The sequence below is a fragment of the Clostridium sp. JN-1 genome, assembly GCF_003718715.1.
Lineage (GTDB): Bacteria > Bacillota > Clostridia > Clostridiales > Clostridiaceae > Clostridium_AV.
In genome coordinates this window covers 1222942-1242138 of the sequence record NZ_CP033465.1, presented here as the reverse complement: position 1 = coordinate 1242138, position 19197 = coordinate 1222942, and the positions used below count along the sequence as shown (strand labels likewise).

Genomic DNA, 19197 nt, shown 5'->3' with positions numbered 1-19197 from the left:
TACTAAAATAAACAAAGCCTGCACCGAAGTGCAGACTTTTTATCTTAATTTATAATCCTTTTTCGTAAGCTTTAACCATCTTTTTAACCATTTGTCCTCCAACAGATCCGTTTTGTCTTGAAGTTAAATCGCCATTGTAACCATTATTTTTTAGATCAACTCCAACTTCTCTTGCTGATTCCATTTTAAATTTATCTAATGCGGCTTTAGCTTCTGGCACTACCAATCTATTACTACGTGACATTCTTAACTCCTCCTTCAAATTTATATTTTGTAATTATTTATTGTAGTTATAGTTTATACGATTATATAAAAAATACTCTGGGAATTAGTTATGCTTAATACATATTTGTCCAAGTTTTTATGCTGTACTTTAAACTTAAGACTTTCTTAGGAATTTCTTTATAGCTGTTTAATAACTAGATTTTAAAATTATATTGAAGTTAAAAAATTATGGAGGAGATTTAAAATGGACTATATATTACAATGTAACAACTTAACTAAAAAATATGGCAATAAAATTGCTTTAAACAACTTAAATTTAAAAATAAAAAAAGGAAGGATAATTGGTCTTTTAGGACCAAATGGAGCAGGTAAAACTACACTCATAAAGACAGCAGCTTCACTCTTAAGTTATAACAGTGGAAGCATATTAATCGATGGAAAAGTACCCAGTGTAAAAACTAAAAAAATAGTTGCCTATTTACCTGATAAAGATTTCTTATATGGATGGATGACTATAAGAGAGTCCTTAAAATTTTTTAAAAACTTCTTTGAAGATTTTGATCATGAAAAAGCCCTCAAAATGGTAAATGATTTAGGACTTGATTTAAATTCAAAGATAAATTCACTGTCAAAAGGAATGCAGGAAAAATTAAATATATCTTTAATCTTTTCAAGGAAAGCAAAACTTTTTTTATTTGATGAACCACTTGCAGCAGTTGATCCATCCATGAGGGATAATATTATTAGCATTATACTCAATAATTTTGATAAAGATAGTTCCATTCTCATAAGTACTCATCTTATAAATGACGTAGAAGAGCTCTTTGATGAAGTTGTGTTTGTTAATGACGGTAAAGTCTTACTTCATGATAATGTAGAAGCTCTTAAACAAAAACACAAAGAATCCATTGAAGAACTTTTTAAGGAGGTCATTTAAATGATTTTAGATTTGTTTAAACTTGAAATAAGAAAGCATTTTCCAATATTTTCAGTTTTCATATTAATGGAAGCAGTTTTAAGCACACTTGTGCTTGTTGATTACAACAAATACATAAACATACATCTACAATTAAGTGCAGTTGCATGGATTGTGCTGCCCATATATATTTTTATAGACTTATATAACAACTTTTATATAGGAAAAGATGTTATACTTCATATGATACCTATGAAAACTTCAACTAAACTTTTGGTAAAGTCAACTATATTTTCTATGGGACTTATGCTAATGTGGGCAACCTGCCTTATATTTGAACTGTTTAATTCTCATGGAATTTACCATACAAGAATATTACATTCCTCAAGTCCAACACTTGGAATTGTATATTTCATACTTGCAAGATTTATTGGATGCATAAGTGGCCCAATCATAATTGGAGTTTCTATAGCCTTAAGCAAACTTGTTAAGAATAAGATTTCAAGTATATCTATAATTGCTGCAGTACTTCTAGGCATTACCATAGGATTTTATCTTATAATGAAATCGAATTTAGCTGGACAAGGAAAAGTATTTTATTCTATAGGAACTACATCACAAGATGCATTTAAACAGTCAGCAGGACTGGTTTCACTTTTAGTACAATCTGACAAGCATTTAGCTGATATTTCAAAAAGCATATATTGGAATAACCTGTTCTACAACTTTTTAGTATATGTATTTGGTTATGTCATTATATCATCTATTTTCAATTCTAAAAAATATGAAGTATTAGGCAAGTAAAATACGTTAAAAGGTGAAACTTTTTTATGCTTCAACTATAATAGTTATGTAATATAAAGCTTTTGAAAGGAATGAGTAAGTAAATGAACTTTATAATGATGATTTTAATAATTTTTTTTCTTCTTTTACTTGCCCGTTTGATTTTTATGAAAGTTGAAATTAAAAATATAACAAATCAACTTGATAACTACAATAATTTAAAATCAAATAAAAAGATAGATATTAAACTGTTTGACAGTGATATTGAAAAATTAGCTGCAAGTATAAATAGGCACATTGATATAAATATTCAAAATAAAGCAAAACAAAAGCAAACAGAATATGGAATAAGGAAATCTATAGCAAGTATATCTCATGACTTGCGTACACCGCTGACTTCCGTAGTTGGCTATATGGAAATGATAAAATCAAAGAGGCTCTCCTGTGAAAAACAAGATGAATACATAGATATAGCCTTAAAAAGAGCCTATTTTCTGAAAGAACTATTAAATGATTTCTTTGAACTTTCGATTATAGAATCTCCAGAATGCAGTCTTAAATTAGAGCATGTAAATTTAAATAATATATTATGTGAAGTTATCACATCACTTTATGATAACTTTACAGCTAAAAACATAACACCAAAAATAAATTTACCTCACAATGATATAATTATTGCAGCAAATAAAGCAGCTTCTAGACGCGTAATTCAAAATTTAATCACAAATATGTTAAAACACGCCCAAGGAGAAGTTTCTATAACTTTAAAGCAAGATAGCAATTCTGCAGTTATAATAACTTCAAATTTGGCTAAAAACTTAAAGGATAAAGATTTAACTTTACTCTTTAATAGATTCTATAAGGCAGATGATTCAAGATCAGATGGCAGCAGTACAGGCCTTGGATTATCAATTGCAAAAAGCCTTATGAATAAGATGAATGGATTAATTTATGCTGAACTTGACAAAAATATTTTATATATTTTTTGCAAATGGAAATTAATAAAAAGTTGAGGAAATGATAAATGAAAGATGATATCAAAATTTTAGTAGTCGAAGACGACAATGATATAAATAAATTATTGTGTGATATGCTGAATATGAATGGATATACTGCAAAAGCTGCTTATTCTGGAACAGAAGCATTGATATATTTAAAAGAATCAATCTGGAACATGGTCCTGCTTGATTTGATGCTTCCAGGAATAAATGGTGAAGAACTTTTGCTTAAAATAAGAAAAAATAGCCATATGCCTATTATAATAATTTCTGCAATAGAAGATATTGATATTAGAATAAAAACTTTGAGAATAGGTGCCGATGACTTTATAACCAAACCATTCAATATAGAAGAAGTGTCGGCACGTATAGATTCAAACTTAAGAAGATACATGGAGTTTTCAAGTGAAACTTCAAAGGAAAACATAATAAAGTATAGGGAAATTTCTTTAAATAAAGACACTAGAGAGGTATATGTAAATGACTCAAATGTAGTTTTAACTGCGAGAGAATTTGATATTTTAGAGCTTTTAATGAATCATCCAAAAAAAGTTTTTTCAAAAGCAAATTTATTTGAAAGTGTATGGGGAAGCAATTATATGTGTGATGATAATACTCTCACTGTCCATATAAGTAATTTGAGAAATAAATTATCAAGTGCGGGTACAAGCAAGGATTACATACAAACCATCTGGAGTATAGGATATAAACTGAATGGTTAAATAAAGGGAGCATTTATATGGAAAATATTTTAAGGACTATAAACTTAAGCAAAAGATACAATGACAAATTAGCAGTTCAAAATGTAAATATGAATATAAATCGCGGAGATATTTATGGATTCATAGGTGAAAACGGGGCAGGTAAAACTACAATGTTCAAAATGGTAACAGGTCTTGTATCAAAGACTTCTGGATCAATTGAGTTATTTGGCGAAAGCACAGAAAATGGCCTGCATACTGCGAGAAAGAAGCTTGGAGCTCTAATTGAAAGACCTTTTTTATATTCAAATATGTCAGCTTATGAAAATTTAGAAGCTTGCAGACTTCAAAAAGGCATCCCTGGAAAGGATTGTATAGAAAGAGTTATAAAGCTATTAAATTTAAGTGATTTGAAGAATAAAAAGGTACGTGATTTTTCCCTTGGCATGAAACAAAAACTAGGTATTGCCCTGGCAATAATTGGAGAACCTGAATTTTTAATGCTGGATGAACCTATAAACAGCATTGATCCAATAGGCATTATGGAAATAAAAGATATTTTATTACAACTAAATAAAAATAGAAATACAACAATACTTATTTCAAGTCACATTTTAAAAGAGCTTTATGACTTTGCAACTTGCTACGGAATTATTCATAATGGAAAGTTATTAGATGAATTTACTTTAAAAGAACTAAATAAAAGATTTAATAAAAGACTGAAAATTAAAGTTGATGATGTAAATAAAACTGCTCTTGTTCTGGAAGAAAAACTTAATACCCATAATTTTAAAACTTTGGCAGATGATACTATACTGCTATATGATTATGTTGATAATCCCGGGAGAGTTTCATATACAATTTTTAAAGAAGGTATTACAATACTAGAGCTGACACCTGAATCAGATAATCTTGAAAACTATTTTAAAAATAAAGTTGGAGGAAACAAGTGATGTATAACTTATTAAAATTTGAAGTGTATAAATTAAAACATAATAAGATATTTTTAAGTTCTTTAATGATTACATTGCTTTTAATCATATATTCCATATACTTGTTCTTCCACAGCAAAGTTACACTTAAAATACTCGAAACTTCTCTGCAGGGAAATGAATTTGGCTTTATAGTCAATAATTTTAAAGATAGACTTCACCCAAAAGCAATTGAATTTTTTTATTCATCCTTTGGATTTTCCCCTTGTATAGCTATAATTTTAATATTTATAGTTGGCAGCCTTGTATTAGATGAATTTTCAAGCGGTACAATAAACAATACTATAGTATATGGTCATACAAGAGATGAAATTTATATATCAAAATTTATTACAGCATCCTTATCAGGTCTTATACTAACCGCTCTTTTACTATTCGGTACGATAGCTTTAGGCAGCTTCATAAATTTCTCTAGAGAATTTCTTTCTTTTAATGACCTAATTAAATCAATTGAGTTTACTATTCTTGCGGCCTTAATACTTTCAAGTTTAACCAGCATTTATATGTGCTTATCGATGTTTATACAAAATAAGCTAATATTCATAACGCTCATCATATTAACTATAATTTTAACAACAAGTTATCCCCCTTGTTTTGAAAGTATCATAAAATATTCCCCTATTTTTATGCTTATAGACATGAGTTCATTTAAACCCGATCCATACAGTATTATATTTTCATCATTCATTATCATTGTGATTACAATAATTATTGGTATACTTAGATTCAACAAACTAGAACTTAAGTAAAATAACTTGCTATGAACTAATCATAAAATTCAACAAATTTATATAAGTTAATAATGTTTCGCTTTAGCGAAACAAGCCATCAAAAGTTTAATTAAAGATTTTTCGTAAGTACAGCGGAGAAAAATCCTCCTTCACTGTCAATTGTCCTCTGTCCTATGTCCTCTGTTTTTATATGCATTATCTCCTCTTGTAGTTCCATTATGATTTATTTTCCAAAGTCCTTTATTGTTTTCCCTTGCCTCTGCACAAAACTTTTTAAAATAATCTGCATATTTAACATTAGGTGAAATTGTCATTTGCTGTGCATAACCTTCTGATGCCAGTATTGCATTGAACATCTTGCTCTTGATTTCAGATTCATTTATTTCTTTTGGAACTTCGAGCCAAACATATCTCAAAAGTCTTCCATATTTATCGGTATCTCCTGCATCCTTTTCAAGATATACAGTTTTATCTAATAGTTGTGATTTTGTATAATCTGATGCTTCTTTACCATATGGTTCATGCTTAGTAGTAGATTCTGGCGTATTCACGCCTATAAACCTGACCTTTGCCTTCTTTCCATTTTCCAATTTAACCTCAACAGTATCACCATCTATATGTCTTGTAACTACAGCTTTTTCAAGCTTTATTGGAGACTGCGATATATTATTTGTAGTTTGTTTTTCTTCAACATCATTACCTTGTTTTGAATTACTATTTTTAGATGAATTACTACTGCTTGAACAGCCTGCGCACATCACTAAAAATACGGCCGTTATAAACGTAATTACACCTCTATTAACAAGTTTGTTCATCTTTTATCTTTAGTGAGAATATGTATGTTAAGTACCAAAATCCCACTAAAATTCACTTCCTTTCTTTTCATGAGCTCTTATTTTATGAGCTGTACATATAATTTCTATAATTTCCACATGAGTTATTATAGCATATGAAAATATATTTATGCTTGATAAAAAGCATAGATTTCCCAAGGAATTAAGCGGTGGTGAGCAGGAAGAAGGAAATTTATTCTCTAATTCTAAACAGTTCTTCCTTTATAGTAGTAGTCGGCTACACTCTTGGAGTACCACTGCTTCTTGCATCCATGCGTGCTCTATTTAAATCAATAACAAAAGACATGAGTTTGTCCTTCCCAGTAACTATAAATTACATTTATGTTTTAGTAGGTTTTGTTATAATATACTTGACCTATGAGCTATCAAAGTTATTAAGCAGACGAAAGATAAATAGAATTTCCATGGCTGAAGCTTTAAAATCTAGAATGGAATAGGGTTCGCTAATTTAGGTCAATCTCTTTTAAAATTCCAATTTAAAAAGGGACTATCTCAAAATACAACTTTAAGGTAGTCTCTTTATACTTAACTTAAATTCTCAATTCTAATTACATTTTCAATCTTATTTACTTCTTCCAATTTCTTTATATTTTCTAAAGATTTATTAACATCACCTTCAAGAGTTTCATGAGTAACAATAACTATATATACAAACTCTCCTTTTTTAGGCTTTTGTATAAAAGATAAAATGCTTACTTCATTTTTACCAAGAACAGCAGCTATTTTCCCTAAAACACCCGGAAGATCCTTTACCGAAATCCTCAAATAATATTGAGATTTAAAGCCTTCTACAGGAACTACTTCTTTATCTGTGTAATTCCTAACTAAAACATTTGCCCCTTCAGTATCATTCCTCAAAACTGATATAATATCTCCAACCACAGCACTGCCTGTTGGTAACTCACCTGCTCCTCTTCCATATAGCATTAAGTCTCCCACAGCATCTCCTTTAATTAAAATAGCATTAAAGGAATCATTAACATTTGCTAAAGGATGGATAACTGGAAGCATTGTAGGATGCACTCTAAGTTCCAACTTGTCATTTACTTCCTTAACTATTGCCAGAAGTTTTATGACATATCCAAGTTCTTTACCATATTCAATATCAACAGCATTTATTTTAGTTATCCCCTCTACATATATATCATTTACATCTACATCTGTCTCAAATGCCAGAGTAGATAAAATAGCTAATTTATAAGCTGCATCATGCCCCTCTACGTCAGAAGTTGGATCTGCTTCAGCATATCCTTTTTGTTGTGCTTCTTTTAGCGCTTCATTAAAGCTCATATTTTCTAAAGTCATCTTAGTGAGTATATAGTTAGTGGTTCCGTTTATTATACCGACAACCTCTTGTATTTTATTAGCAGTTAAGCTTTCATTTATAGCATTTATTATAGGGATTCCACCAGCTACACTAGCTTCAAAATTTACAATAACCCCATTTTCCTCTGCTTCTTTAAAAATTTGCTGGCCGTTAGTTGCAATAAGCATTTTATTAGCAGTTACCACATGCATCTTTCTTCTTATAGCATTTATTACATAATCCTTTGCAGGCTCTATGCCCCCCATAACCTCTACTACAATTTTTATACTATCATCATTAAATATTTCGCTGGCATCTGTAGTTAAAAGCTCTTTTGGAACATCTACAGTTCTCTTTTTATCAATATCTCTAACCAATATCTTTGCTATCTCAATATCATAACCGGATCTTTTCATTATTGCTTCTCTATTAAAATTTAATATATTCCAAACACCCTTACCTACATTTCCTAAACCCAGCAGCGCTATTCTAACCTTTTTCATAACTTTGCCCCCTCTTTCTAGCCATAAGCTACCAAACTATGCGAATGCTTTATATATGCTCCTCAGTGCTTTTTCAAAATCCTCATTTTCTACACCGACAGTTATATTTATTTCACTTGATCCCTGATTGATCATTCTAATATTTACGTCTCCCTCTGCGAGACCTCCAAATAACTTAGATGATATTCCCTTAGTTCTATCCATCCCTCTACCCACAGTGGCTATAAGCGCCATGTTAGGATAAACCTCCAAGGAATCTGGATTACACTGTCTCTTGATTTCCTCAAGTATGTTATCCAACTTATCTCCGAACTGTATATCCTCTATAACCAAGGAAACAGAATCTATGCCAGAAGGCATATTTTCAAAGGAAACTCCATTGCTCTCCAATATAGAAAGGAGTTTCCTACAGAATCCTTGTTCTGAGTTCATAAGCATTTTTTGTACAGCTATAACCGTGAAGCCTTTTTTGCCTGCTATACCAGTGATAGTTCCACTGTAGCTTATAGGCTTGTTATCATCCACAATTAGAGTTCCCTTGTCCTGCGGTCTATTGACATTCTTTATATTTATAGGAATACATGCATCTCTAATTGGAAATATGCTTTCCTCGTGCAGTACCTTTGCCCCCATATAAGAAAGTTCCCTAAGCTCTTTATAAGTTACCACTTCTATTGGCTTTGCATCTTCCACAATATTTGGATCTGCCATTAAAAAGCCTGAAACATCTGTCCAGTTCTCATAAAGTTCTGCACCTAGACACCTTGCAACTATTGCTCCAGTTACATCAGAGCCTCCTCTTGAAAAAGTCTTTATAGTTCCATCAGGCATTGCCCCATAAAAGCCTGGTATAACTGCCCTTTCCACCTCTGCCATTCTTTCATCTACAGCTTTTTGTGTAGCTTCAAAATCTATCTTTCCATAATTTTTAAAACGTATAATTTCTGCTGCATCTACAAATTCATAATTTAAATAGTCAGCAAGGATTAATCCGTTTAAATATTCTCCACGACTGGCTGTATAGTCTGCAGAAGCCCCATCTTCAATTTTCTTTTTTATTTCATCAAGGTACTTTTTTATATCTATCCTAATTTTAAGTTCCCTTGCAAGACCAGTATATCTATCCTCTATGTGCTTGAAAACATCATCAAAGGATATATTATTTTGAGCATGAGCATGGCATAAGTATAAAAGATCAGTAATTTTGTAGTCTTTACTAAACCTTTTACCTGGCGCCGAAGGCACAACATATCTTCTTTTTTTATCTTCTAAAATTATGCTTTTTACTTTTCTAAACTGCTCGCTATCAGCAAGCGAGCTTCCTCCAAATTTAGCTGCGATTAGATTATTCATTTTTAGCCCCCTAATAATTAGTTGTACTTAGATTATCTGCTTTAAATTATTTAGCACAGTACCCTCTTTGTCTATGTTAAGTTCTCTAGCTTTCCACTTACTTTGTAAATTTTCTAAAAAGCTTTGAATATTTTTGCAAAACTCCTTATCTTCTTCTTCAAGTATGACCATGATTGTTGGACCTGCTCCACTTAGAAATACGCCTAAGCAATTAAGTCTTTGGCACTCTTCTTTTATAGAATAAAAATTTTCTATAAGCTGTGCTCTGTAATCCTCATGCAGCTTGTCTTTACAAGCATATTTAATTAAATTAAAATTCCCGTTATTTAGTGATGATATCAAAAGTGCAGTTCTTCCTACATTAAAAATGCCATCCTTATAATTTATACTTTTAGGTAAAACCGCTCTTGATTTTTCTGTAGACAATGTAAAATCTGGTACAAGTGCACAAAACTTAATACCCTCTTTTACTCTTATATTATTATAAAAAACCTTATTATCTTCAGATATAGAGACAGTCATTCCTCCACAAAATGCTGGGTTTATATTATCTGGATGCCCCTCTACCTTAACTGCTAAATCTAAAAGTTCTTGATTATTTAAAACCCTCCCAGCTAATTCATTAGCACCAACAACTCCCCCTATTACACAGGCTGCACTGCTTCCAAGACCTCTACATACAGGTATATCACCCTCTATTTTTATTCTTAAGCCAGTAGGCTTGTAGCCTATCTTTTCAAAGCATCTTTTCGCTGCCACATATACTAAGTTATCTTCATTTTTAAATTTATCTTCACAGCCTTCGAAAACAAGCCCTTCTTTGATTTCCTCCATGTAAAATCTGTTATACATATTAAGTGCTATGCCAAGACAATCGAATCCCGGTCCCATATTAGCACTTGTTGCTGGCACTCTAACTTCTACCATAATATCACCTACACCCCTAAAAAATTTTTAATTACTTTTCTCATCTCACCCCTTTTACAGGTTACTTTATGACGAATTTCTTTTTTCTCTAACCCCTCTATTCCTCTAGGTATTTTCAAGTTCATCTTCTTAGATAGGACTTGTACCATATCAAAATCCGCAGCACTGCTGTCTGCAAAATTTAAAGCCTCGTTTATACTCCTTGGGAACTTAAATGGACTTGCTGTAGATGCTATTACAGTAGTACTATCATCATATGTATTTTTCTTATACTTTTCATAAACCTCATAAGCTACTGCAGTATGTGTATCTATGATATATTTAGAAGTTTCGTAGACCTTTTTAATTGCTGCAAGAGTTTCCTTTTCGTCAGCAAAGTCTCCATATAGTATCTTTAACTTTTCCTTCATTTCTTCAGTTATCTCATACCTTCCTTCTTCTTTAAGTCTATTCATGAGATTATTTATAAACTCCCCGTCTCTGCCGCTTATTTCATATAAGAATCTTTCTAAATTGCTGGATATTAAAATATCCATAGAAGGAGAGTTTGTTACGAAAAATTCCCTTCTTCTATCATAAATCCCCGTATTTATGAAATCTGTAAGCACCTTATTTTCGTTAGATGCACAAATCAATTTCCCAAGTGGTACTCCCATTTTCTTAGCATAAAAAGCCGCCAATATGTTGCCAAAGTTTCCTGTTGGTACAACTACATTTATGCTCTCTCCTTCCTGTATTTTTTTATTCTTTAAAAGACTTGCATATGAATAAACATAATAGACCACCTGAGGCACTAATCTTCCTATGTTTATGGAGTTTGCCGAAGAAAGCATATAATTATTTTTATTTAATAATTCATTAAAGGCCTTATCACCAAATATCTCCTTAACTCCATTTTGTGCATCATCGAAATTGCCATCTATACCAACTACAAAGGTATTTTTTCCTTCCTGTGTAGTCATTTGTCTCTTTTGAATTTCACTTACTCCATCCTTTGGATAAAAAACTACAATTTTTGTTTTATCAACACTGTTAAAGCCTTCTAATGCAGCCTTTCCGGTATCTCCTGATGTAGCTGTAAGTATAACTATTTCTTTCGTTATGCCTGCTTTATCTGCTGATGTTTTTAAAAGATGCGGAAGTATACTTAATGCCATATCCTTAAAAGCTAATGTCTTTCCATGATAAAGCTCTAAAAAATATGCTCCTGCCTTATAGGTTAATGGCGCTATATAAGAATTTTCAAACTTTTCATCATAAGCTTTGTCTATACATTCTTTAAGTTCAGCATCACTAAAATCATCAAAATACTTTTTAATAATATAAAATGCAAGTTCCTTATAGGTCATATTTCCCAGCTCTCTAAAAGATTTTGTGATTTTTGGAAATTGCTCTGGCACATATAATCCTCCATCTTCAGCTATACCTCTAATTATTGCTGAAGATGCTTCCACAGCTTTTCCCTTTCCCCTAGTACTTCTATATAACAACTTATTAGCCTCCCTTTTACAGTTAATGTCATTTACTTTTTAAATAGTGTATTGAGTAATACTTTATAATGTTTTTGTATAAAAGTCAAATGTATTTTATATATATACAAAAATTCTAATTATAAAGTCTAAACGTTAACATTAAGCTGTTTTGCAATTTTTTTTAGCAAGTTAATAATTTTTTAAAAGCTAAAAATATTTAAAGTTTTAAATACAGTTCAAAATGCAAGATTTTTGTAGAAACTTTCTAGTTGAAAATGGTTTCATTACAAAAATAAACAAAATATGAAAATTGACTTAAATTAATGTTTATGTTAGGATTTTATTAAACAATTTAATACGGATTGGATGAATTTAGCGGAATAATTTTATTAAACCGTTATTGGACGAACCTCTGGAGAGACTCAATTGAGCACCGAAGGGGAAAACCAAAAAATATTTTGGTGAAGCTCTCAGGTAAAATGACAGGGGATTTTAGGCAGAAAATAGCTATCTATTTTTTGCTTTGAAAATCTTGCTTTCCAGGGACTAAGTTTAACTTTAGTCTCTTTTATTTTTGTCATATTACTGATCCATGATAATATTTTTTAATGTACAAAATTATAATTATAAGGAGTTAGAACCAATGATTAATTTTAATAACATAATGGAAACACTAAAAATGGATGCTGTTAAGAGACATGGGTAGAATAATAAAAAGAACTGCTTATTTCACAAAAGATGCAGACAGCATAGGCTGTGCCAAGCTTGTAGTATTTGCTAATGCAGTAGAAGATAATCCATTTATGACCGGTGCATTTCATGGAATCGGAGAAACTGATTTTAACACTCTAAATAAAGGCAATAGTTTTTATGCTGTAAGATTTAATAGTGATAAAAGCAATTTAGATGATAAAATATCCAAATTTAAGGATTACTTAGGAACTAAAGACGAAAGATAAATAGAATTTCCGCGGCTGAAGCTTTAAAATCTAGAATGGAATGAAATAAAGTAGCATTTACAATACCTTTGCCATTACTTTTTCCCCATTGATATCTAACTCCCCATTAAACTGAAATCCAAACTTTTGATATAAATGCAGAGCTCACTTATTGTCTTCATAAAGACTTAAATAAATTTCATTACAATTATATATCTTAATAAGATGCATAATTAATGCCTCTAACATGATATTTCCAAGTCCTTTTAATATATTGGTAATTCGTCATATGGGGTTTCTAGATTGCAGCCTAACTTACGCTCTGGGAAATATATACAGCCTTTGACACTGTAAAAACTTTTTTTATAATTCTTGGCGAAGTATTTTAGAAAATCTATAAACATTGATATTGTCTGAGGTGCGAGCTTATCAATGTTTATTAGATTTTCAAAATATTGAGCCTTAGAATGATTAAAAGTATTTATCGTGCTGAAGTTTGGCAGCATACCCCGGAGTGTAAACCAAGTTTAAAACTATAAAAATCTATTTATTTTAATTAAGCTTTACTAGCTTGTAATTGCTTATCTTTTTCTTCATTATCAATATCAATGCTAACAGGATTTTGTTTCGTATCACTTTCTGCAAAACTTTCGCTATCTTCCTTAGTCTCAGCATTAATATTATCACTAACTTCAGCTGGAGTTAATAATTCTAAACATTTTAAGACTTTTTGATTGATTATTTTCACAGCTAATAAAACAACTGCAATTCCTCCATATACAGCAATTGGTTCACATACTCCTGGAAGCAATTGTGCTAAAAGAAGCTGTTTAACAACAACACTTGCAGGATATCCTTGAGCTACATATTGATTTACAGTCTTTGTAAATAAGTAAATATTATTAGCTAATGATGCTATTCCAAGTATTGCTACAACTAAAGCAGCAATAGTTAAAAATTTTGAAAAAGAAGACTTTTTTGATTTTTTTAATACTTTCTTACCTTTAATTTTCATTATAGTTTATCTCCACTTCTACCTTAATGGTTATATTATAAATTTCATTATTTCTGCTGCAGCACATTACTTATTATATTATCCAACAATTGTTTCATTAAGGTGTCAATATTGTTAACAACTTATTACAAATAAATTTTATAGACTTCCTCATTTAACAATTGCCTCTATCACTACCTTATTGCAAGTACTGTAATTCGTAATATAAAAATATTGCAATGCAATATTTTTTTAGAGGACAGAGGACAGAGGACAATTGACAGAGAAGGAGGATTTTTCTCCGCTATACTGCGAAAAATCTTTAATTTGAATTTTTGATAACTCGTTTTGCTAAAGCGAAACATTGCTAACTTATATAAATTTAAAGATTTTTTTGCGTTAGCAAAAAATCAACCTTCACTGTCCTCTGTTTTTAATATCCTATTTTTTTATTTTTCGCAAAATAATAGAAATTATATATTGAAATGTATACCATTTAGATATACAATGTAACTATACAATTTAGGTATACATTTATGGGAGGTGCCTTTATGTTTTTTAAAACTACAAAACAATATGAAGATTTGAGATCAAAAATCAGAGGATTTGCTGAAGATGAAGTTAAACCTATTGCATTTATGTTAGATCAAGAAAATAAGTTTCCTTCAGAAGTAATCCATAAGTTAGCTGATATAGGTATGATGGGAATACCATATTCAAAGGAATATGGCGGTGCAGGATTAGATGTATTAAGTTATGCAATTGCTGTTGAGGAATTATCAAGAGTAGATGGCGGCACAGGTGTAATTCTCTCTGCTCACACATCTTTGGGGACATATCCAATTGCTGCTTACGGCACAGATGAGCAGAAAAAGAAATATTTGGTTCCACTAGCAAGAGGAGAAAAGCTTGGTGCATTTGGTCTTACTGAAGAAAATGCCGGCAGTGATGCTGGCGGTACAGAAACCACTGCTGTTTTAGACGGCGATTATTATATTTTAAACGGGGAAAAGATCTTTATCACCAATGGAGGAGAAGCTGATACTTACGTTATTTTTGCAGTTACTACACCAAATACTGGTACTCACGGCATAAGTGCTTTTATTGTGGAAAAAGGCTGGGAAGGCTTTAGTTTCGGTAAACATTATGACAAGATGGGTATTCGTTCTTCTGCTACTTCAGAGCTAATTTTCAATGATGTGAAAGTTCCTAAGGAAAATCTCTTAGGTAAAGAAGGTGAAGGTTTTAAGATTGCCATGTCTACATTAGATGGCGGTCGTATTGGTATTGCAGCTCAAGCTCTTGGCATTGCACAAGGTGCTTATGAACATGCACTTGAATATTCAAAAGAGAGAATTCAGTTTGGCAAACCTATATGCAGACAGCAAGTCATCTCATTCAAGCTGGCAGATATGGCTACAAAGCTTAGAGCAGCTAGATTTCTTGTTTACAGTGCAGCAGAACTAAAAGGAAATCATGAGCCTTACAGTATGGAAGCTGCCATGGCAAAACAATATACTTCTGACGTTTGTCTTGAGATTGTCAATGATGCTCTTCAGATATTTGGCGGAAGTGGTTATCTTAAGGGCATGGAAGTTGAGCGTGCATATAGAGATGCTAAAATTTGCACAATATATGAGGGAACTAATGAAATTCAACGTGTTGTTATAGCTTCCCACATCATAGGCAAAACACCAAAAAACGAACACACAGGTAAAGTTCCTCAAAATCAACCTGCAGCAGGTTATCGTAAAAAAGTGATTTTCAAGAAAGGAAGTCCTGAGGAAAAAGTTACCTCTCTTGTGGAAGCTCTTAAAAAAGATGGCTATGATTTCACAGTAGGAATACCTTTAGATACTCCTATCAGTAAGGCTGAAAGAGTAGTCAGCGTAGGCATGGGCATAGGTGAAAAAGAAAATATGAAGCTTATAAAAGATTTGGCAGTTCAAGCTGGCGCAGCTATAGGTTCTTCGCGTCCAGTAGCTGAAACTCTTAAGTATGTACCACTTAATCGTTATGTTGGTATGTCTGGTCAAAAATTTAATGGAAATCTTTATATAGCCTGTGGAATTTCAGGTGCAGGTCAGCATTTGAAAGGTATAAAAGACGCTGCTACAATTGTCGCTATAAATATCAATCCTAATGCAAAAATTTTCAAAAATGCAGATTATGGTATCGTCGGTGACCTAAAAGAAATTTTACCACTGCTCACTGCTGCTTTAGATAATGGGGAACCAAAGAAAGAAGCTCCTCCAATGAAGAAGATGAAGAGAGCTGTTCCAAAGAAAGTCGTTCCAACTTGGAAACATTATGTCTGCAATGGATGTGGTTATGAATATGATCCTGGTTCTGGTGATCCTGAAGGTGAAATAGCTCCGGGTACACTTTTTGAAAATATACCTAATGAATGGACCTGCCCTGCTTGCGGCGAAGAAAAAAACATGTTTATAGAAATTTGATTATGGTTTATAATTTATAGTAAATACTAGTAAATAATTTTTTAATGTAAAGGAGTATTAATATATGTATTGTGTTAGAAAAATAACTGAAGATCTTTATTGGGTTGGTGGCAATGATCATCGTCTTGCCCTATTTGAAAATATTCACCCTATTCCAAGGGGTGTTTCCTACAATTCTTATGTACTTTTAGATAAAAAAACAGTACTTTTTGATACGGTAGACTGGTCAATTTGCCGTCAGTTCATTGAGAATATTCAAGCTGTTCTTGGTGGCAAACCTTTAGATTATATGGTACTCAACCATGTTGAACCAGATCATGCAGCTTGCATTGAAGAAATTATTCTTCGCTACCCAAACATAAAAATTTTATGCACTAAAAAAGCGTCTATGTTCATGCATCAATTTGGTTTTCCTATCGATGACAAAGTAACAGAAGTCAAAGAAGGAGATACTATGTCATTTGGAAAACATAAAGTTGCATTTGTAGCTGCTCCAATGGTACACTGGCCAGAAGCTATGGTAACATATGACACTACTAACGGCGTACTATTTTCAGCTGATGCCTTCGGTTCTTTCGGTGCCTTAGACGGTAAGTTATTTAATGACGAGGTAAACTTTGACCGCGACTGGATTGACGATGCTAGAAGATATTATACAAATATTGTAGGCAAGTATGGTCCTCAGGTTCAAAGTCTTTTGAAAAAGGCATCTGCACTTGACATTAAGTTTATTTGCCCACTACATGGACCGGTATGGCGTAATGATATTGGATACTTTTTAGATAAATACGACAAATGGAGCCGTTATGAACCCGAGGAAAAAGGTGTAATGATAGTTTATGCATCAATGTATGGCAATACAGAAGCTGCCGCCAGCATTTTAGCAACAAGGCTAGTTGAAAAAGGAATGACTAATGTGGTTATGTATGATGTTTCAAAAACTCATGTCTCCTATTTAATTTCTGAGACATTCAAGTATAGTCATATAGTTCTTGCTTCTGTAACCTATAACTTGAAAATCTATCCACCAATGCTCAACTATCTAATGGATATGAAAGCATTAAATCTTCAGAAAAGAACTTTTACTCTTATAGAAAATGGCACATGGGCTCCTCAATCTGCTAAATTAATGCGTGAACTCTTAGATGGTATGAAAGAAATGACTATCTTAGATAGCAGCATGACAATAAGCTCATCTATGAAAGAAGATTCTAAGGATTCAATAGATGCCATTGCGGACAATATTATAGAATCAATGAAGTAGGTTTATAAATGGGAGGTACACTAAGTATCTCCCTACTTTATTTTTGAACTTGTGCTATTGGGTAATTGCTGTAGATGCTGCAATCTACCGGTTTCCACTTATTATTTTTTTGGTATTTATAATATGTTATAAAACTAGCTATGATATCATCATGATTTTCTCCAGATATATCTTGGTATACTCCTATTTCATTTGAACCATCACCATCTATATCCTGATTTAAAAATCTTGGCCCGTGTCCTATATAAGGGTATATCTTTTTACCTGAATCATTTGCACTTTGTATATATTTATCTTTACCTAAATCTACCTCATAACTTTTTTTAGATATATTAGAATATATACTTAGTACATTTTCATCTTGAAGCGAAAATGTTAAATCTTCTTCTTTCATAGGGAAATAGGCTGTCCCATTCATATTTGTTCCTAAAAGAGTTAAATTTCCATCTTTAAAACTTTCTATATCACAAGCTTGCATATGTGCACTTCCGCCATACTCCATAGTTACGATTATATCTTTAACTTTATCTCCACTTACATCAGCTAATTCAATTTTTCCACTTGCAGGAAAGTAATCATTATATACTTTTTTTGATATTATATTTCCAGTCTTTTCATCTTGAATGATGAGTTTACTTACATTATATTTATCATTTGTAAGTATTATATTTCCTTGAGAACCATCTCCAATTACATCTCCAATTTTGTAATCAACTATTTTGCTATTATCATCCTTATCAAATTCGCCGCCAACAGTTAATTTTTCTCCATAAAAGCTGTCTTCAATACTTGAATTTACAGATGCATTACCTCCAAGTATTATAACTCTATTATAATTAGAAGAATCTATATATTCCTTTTGATTTTGTATGTTGTTGTCATCAACTAAAATTATAGGGGAATTCAATTTAGCAGCTAAGGCACTTCCAGATAATGCGTCAGGAAAATTGCTGCCGCTAACAAGCACTATATAATTTGAATTCAAATTAAAATACTTGCATATATTCACGGACGTTTCATATCTATCTCTTCCTTGTATCCTTATCACGTTATTTGAATTCAAGTCTTTAACAGCATTTAAAATTTGACTTTTAACATTCTCTGAAAGTGATCCGCTGCCGCCTATCATATATACCTTTGATGGTTTTATAACGGACAATTCTTGAGATATTTTATTAGGTAGGGTATTTGAATCACTCATAAATATTGGATATCCCTTTGAAGCTGCTATACTAGATATACTAAGTGCATCGGGAAAATCTTGTCCACTTACAATTACAACGGGGGTTCCAGTTTTAACTTTAAGCTCATTTACTATTGCTATATTAGTATCAAATCTATTATTTCCTCCCAACCTTACGAAATTATAATTTCCAAGCTTTTTAAATTGTTCTAAATAACTTGAACTTATAGATGCTTCTCCTCCTAACGAGTATATATTCCCATTCTTATTTAAATGATTGCAAATATAATTTTGTGCATATTTATTATTGTCAAAATCAATATTGTCTACAAGCAATATAGGTGCATTTAATTTTTTCGAGAGTACACTGCCAGCTAATGCATCAGGAAAATTGTTACCACTTGCTAATATTATATTGTCAAAAGTCTTGTCTTCAAAGTTTTTAGCTATATTAAAAGATGTTTCATACCTATCTTGTCCATATATTCTTACCGTATTATAATACTTATCAGCTGCAAAAACTTTTCCAAGAGGACTCATTGAAAGTATGAATACAATTAATGCCAATATCTTTAAACTCCTCTTTGTCATATTAATC

16 protein-coding genes, 2 pseudogenes and 1 riboswitch are annotated in these 19197 nt (G+C 31.7%); of the genes and pseudogenes, 10 read left to right on the top strand and 8 right to left on the bottom strand.

All coding sequences use genetic code 11. The features are described from left to right. Positions 1 to 49: 49 nt before the first annotated feature. The gene (locus EBB51_RS06120; RefSeq protein WP_123053652.1) at positions 50 to 244 is read right to left on the bottom strand and encodes an alpha/beta-type small acid-soluble spore protein; all 195 of its coding nucleotides are present in this window, start codon (positions 242 to 244) and stop codon (positions 50 to 52) included. A gap of 225 nt (positions 245 to 469) precedes the next feature. On the opposite strand from EBB51_RS06120, the gene EBB51_RS06115 reads away from it, so the two are divergent. The 6 genes from EBB51_RS06115 (at position 470) to EBB51_RS06090 (ending at position 5364) form a co-directional block, all read left to right on the top strand. Then, positions 470 to 1162: an ABC transporter ATP-binding protein gene (locus tag EBB51_RS06115; protein ID WP_123053651.1), complete on the top strand. Its 693-nt coding sequence runs from the start codon at positions 470 to 472 to the stop codon at positions 1160 to 1162. Continuing rightward, positions 1163 to 1945 (top strand): hypothetical protein, encoded by a 783-nt coding sequence (locus EBB51_RS06110; protein ID WP_123053650.1) that lies wholly within the window; start codon positions 1163 to 1165, stop codon positions 1943 to 1945. A gap of 83 nt (positions 1946 to 2028) precedes the next feature. Further along, the gene (locus EBB51_RS06105; RefSeq protein ID WP_123053649.1) at positions 2029 to 2937 is read left to right on the top strand and encodes a HAMP domain-containing sensor histidine kinase; all 909 of its coding nucleotides are present in this window, start codon (positions 2029 to 2031) and stop codon (positions 2935 to 2937) included. 11 nt (positions 2938 to 2948) lie between these two features. After that, positions 2949 to 3644 carry a response regulator transcription factor gene (locus EBB51_RS06100; protein ID WP_123053648.1) on the top strand — a complete coding sequence of 232 codons (696 nt, stop codon included), beginning with the start codon at positions 2949 to 2951 and terminating at the stop codon, positions 3642 to 3644. 17 nt (positions 3645 to 3661) lie between these two features. Next, positions 3662 to 4576, top strand: coding sequence for an ABC transporter ATP-binding protein (locus EBB51_RS06095; RefSeq protein ID WP_123053647.1), 915 nt, complete (start codon positions 3662 to 3664; stop codon positions 4574 to 4576). Further along, positions 4576 to 5364, top strand: a complete 789-nt coding sequence (locus EBB51_RS06090; RefSeq protein WP_123053646.1) for an ABC transporter permease subunit — start codon at positions 4576 to 4578, stop codon at positions 5362 to 5364. The genes EBB51_RS06095 and EBB51_RS06090 overlap by 1 nt, the downstream gene beginning before the upstream one ends. A gap of 137 nt (positions 5365 to 5501) precedes the next feature. Here the strand turns inward: EBB51_RS06090 and EBB51_RS06085 are convergent, their stop codons facing one another. Then, positions 5502 to 6161 (bottom strand): thermonuclease family protein, encoded by a 660-nt coding sequence (locus tag EBB51_RS06085; protein WP_123053645.1) that lies wholly within the window; start codon positions 6159 to 6161, stop codon positions 5502 to 5504. A 197-nt stretch (positions 6162 to 6358) separates the two neighbouring features. Here EBB51_RS06085 and EBB51_RS06080 point away from each other — a divergent pair. Next, positions 6359 to 6637: pseudogene (locus EBB51_RS06080) on the top strand (ABC transporter permease); the annotation flags it as partial. Positions 6638 to 6725: 88 nt separating this feature from the next. Here the strand turns inward: EBB51_RS06080 and EBB51_RS06075 are convergent. From EBB51_RS06075 to thrC, 4 genes are read right to left on the bottom strand one after another with little or no spacing between them, the layout of a single operon-like run. Then, positions 6726 to 8009 (bottom strand): homoserine dehydrogenase, encoded by a 1284-nt coding sequence (locus EBB51_RS06075; protein ID WP_123053644.1) that lies wholly within the window; start codon positions 8007 to 8009, stop codon positions 6726 to 6728. Between the two features lie 36 nt (positions 8010 to 8045). Then, a complete protein-coding gene (locus EBB51_RS06070) occupies positions 8046 to 9362 on the bottom strand; it encodes an aspartate kinase (protein ID WP_123053643.1) in 1317 nt (438 codons plus the stop codon). A 27-nt stretch (positions 9363 to 9389) separates the two neighbouring features. Next, positions 9390 to 10289, bottom strand: a complete 900-nt coding sequence (thrB, locus tag EBB51_RS06065) for a homoserine kinase (protein WP_123053642.1) — start codon at positions 10287 to 10289, stop codon at positions 9390 to 9392. A gap of 8 nt (positions 10290 to 10297) precedes the next feature. Continuing rightward, positions 10298 to 11779, bottom strand: coding sequence for a threonine synthase (gene thrC / locus EBB51_RS06060; RefSeq protein WP_123053641.1), 1482 nt, complete (start codon positions 11777 to 11779; stop codon positions 10298 to 10300). Between the two features lie 384 nt (positions 11780 to 12163). Then, positions 12164 to 12257, top strand: a riboswitch (glycine riboswitch). 177 nt (positions 12258 to 12434) lie between these two features. Here thrC and EBB51_RS06055 point away from each other — a divergent pair. After that, positions 12435 to 12600, top strand: a pseudogene (locus tag EBB51_RS06055) (DUF711 family protein); the annotation flags it as partial. Positions 12601 to 13255: 655 nt separating this feature from the next. On the opposite strand, the gene EBB51_RS06045 reads toward EBB51_RS06055, so the two are convergent. Then, complete coding sequence (locus tag EBB51_RS06045) at positions 13256 to 13714, bottom strand: hypothetical protein (protein WP_190285338.1); 459 nt, start codon at positions 13712 to 13714, stop codon at positions 13256 to 13258. Between the two features lie 530 nt (positions 13715 to 14244). Between EBB51_RS06045 and EBB51_RS06040 the strand changes: the two genes are divergently transcribed. Both EBB51_RS06040 and EBB51_RS06035 read left to right on the top strand, forming a co-directional pair. Further along, positions 14245 to 16152: an acyl-CoA dehydrogenase family protein gene (locus EBB51_RS06040; RefSeq protein WP_123053640.1), complete on the top strand. Its 1908-nt coding sequence runs from the start codon at positions 14245 to 14247 to the stop codon at positions 16150 to 16152. Positions 16153 to 16216: 64 nt separating this feature from the next. Continuing rightward, on the top strand, positions 16217 to 17416 hold the full coding sequence (locus EBB51_RS06035; protein ID WP_123053639.1) for an FprA family A-type flavoprotein: 1200 nt from the start codon (positions 16217 to 16219) through the stop codon (positions 17414 to 17416). Positions 17417 to 17453: 37 nt separating this feature from the next. Here EBB51_RS06035 and EBB51_RS06030 read toward each other — a convergent pair whose 3' ends face one another. Beyond that, entirely contained in the window at positions 17454 to 19190 is a 1737-nt protein-coding gene (locus EBB51_RS06030; protein WP_123053638.1) for a cell wall-binding repeat-containing protein, read from the bottom strand. Positions 19191 to 19197: the final 7 nt, after the last annotated feature.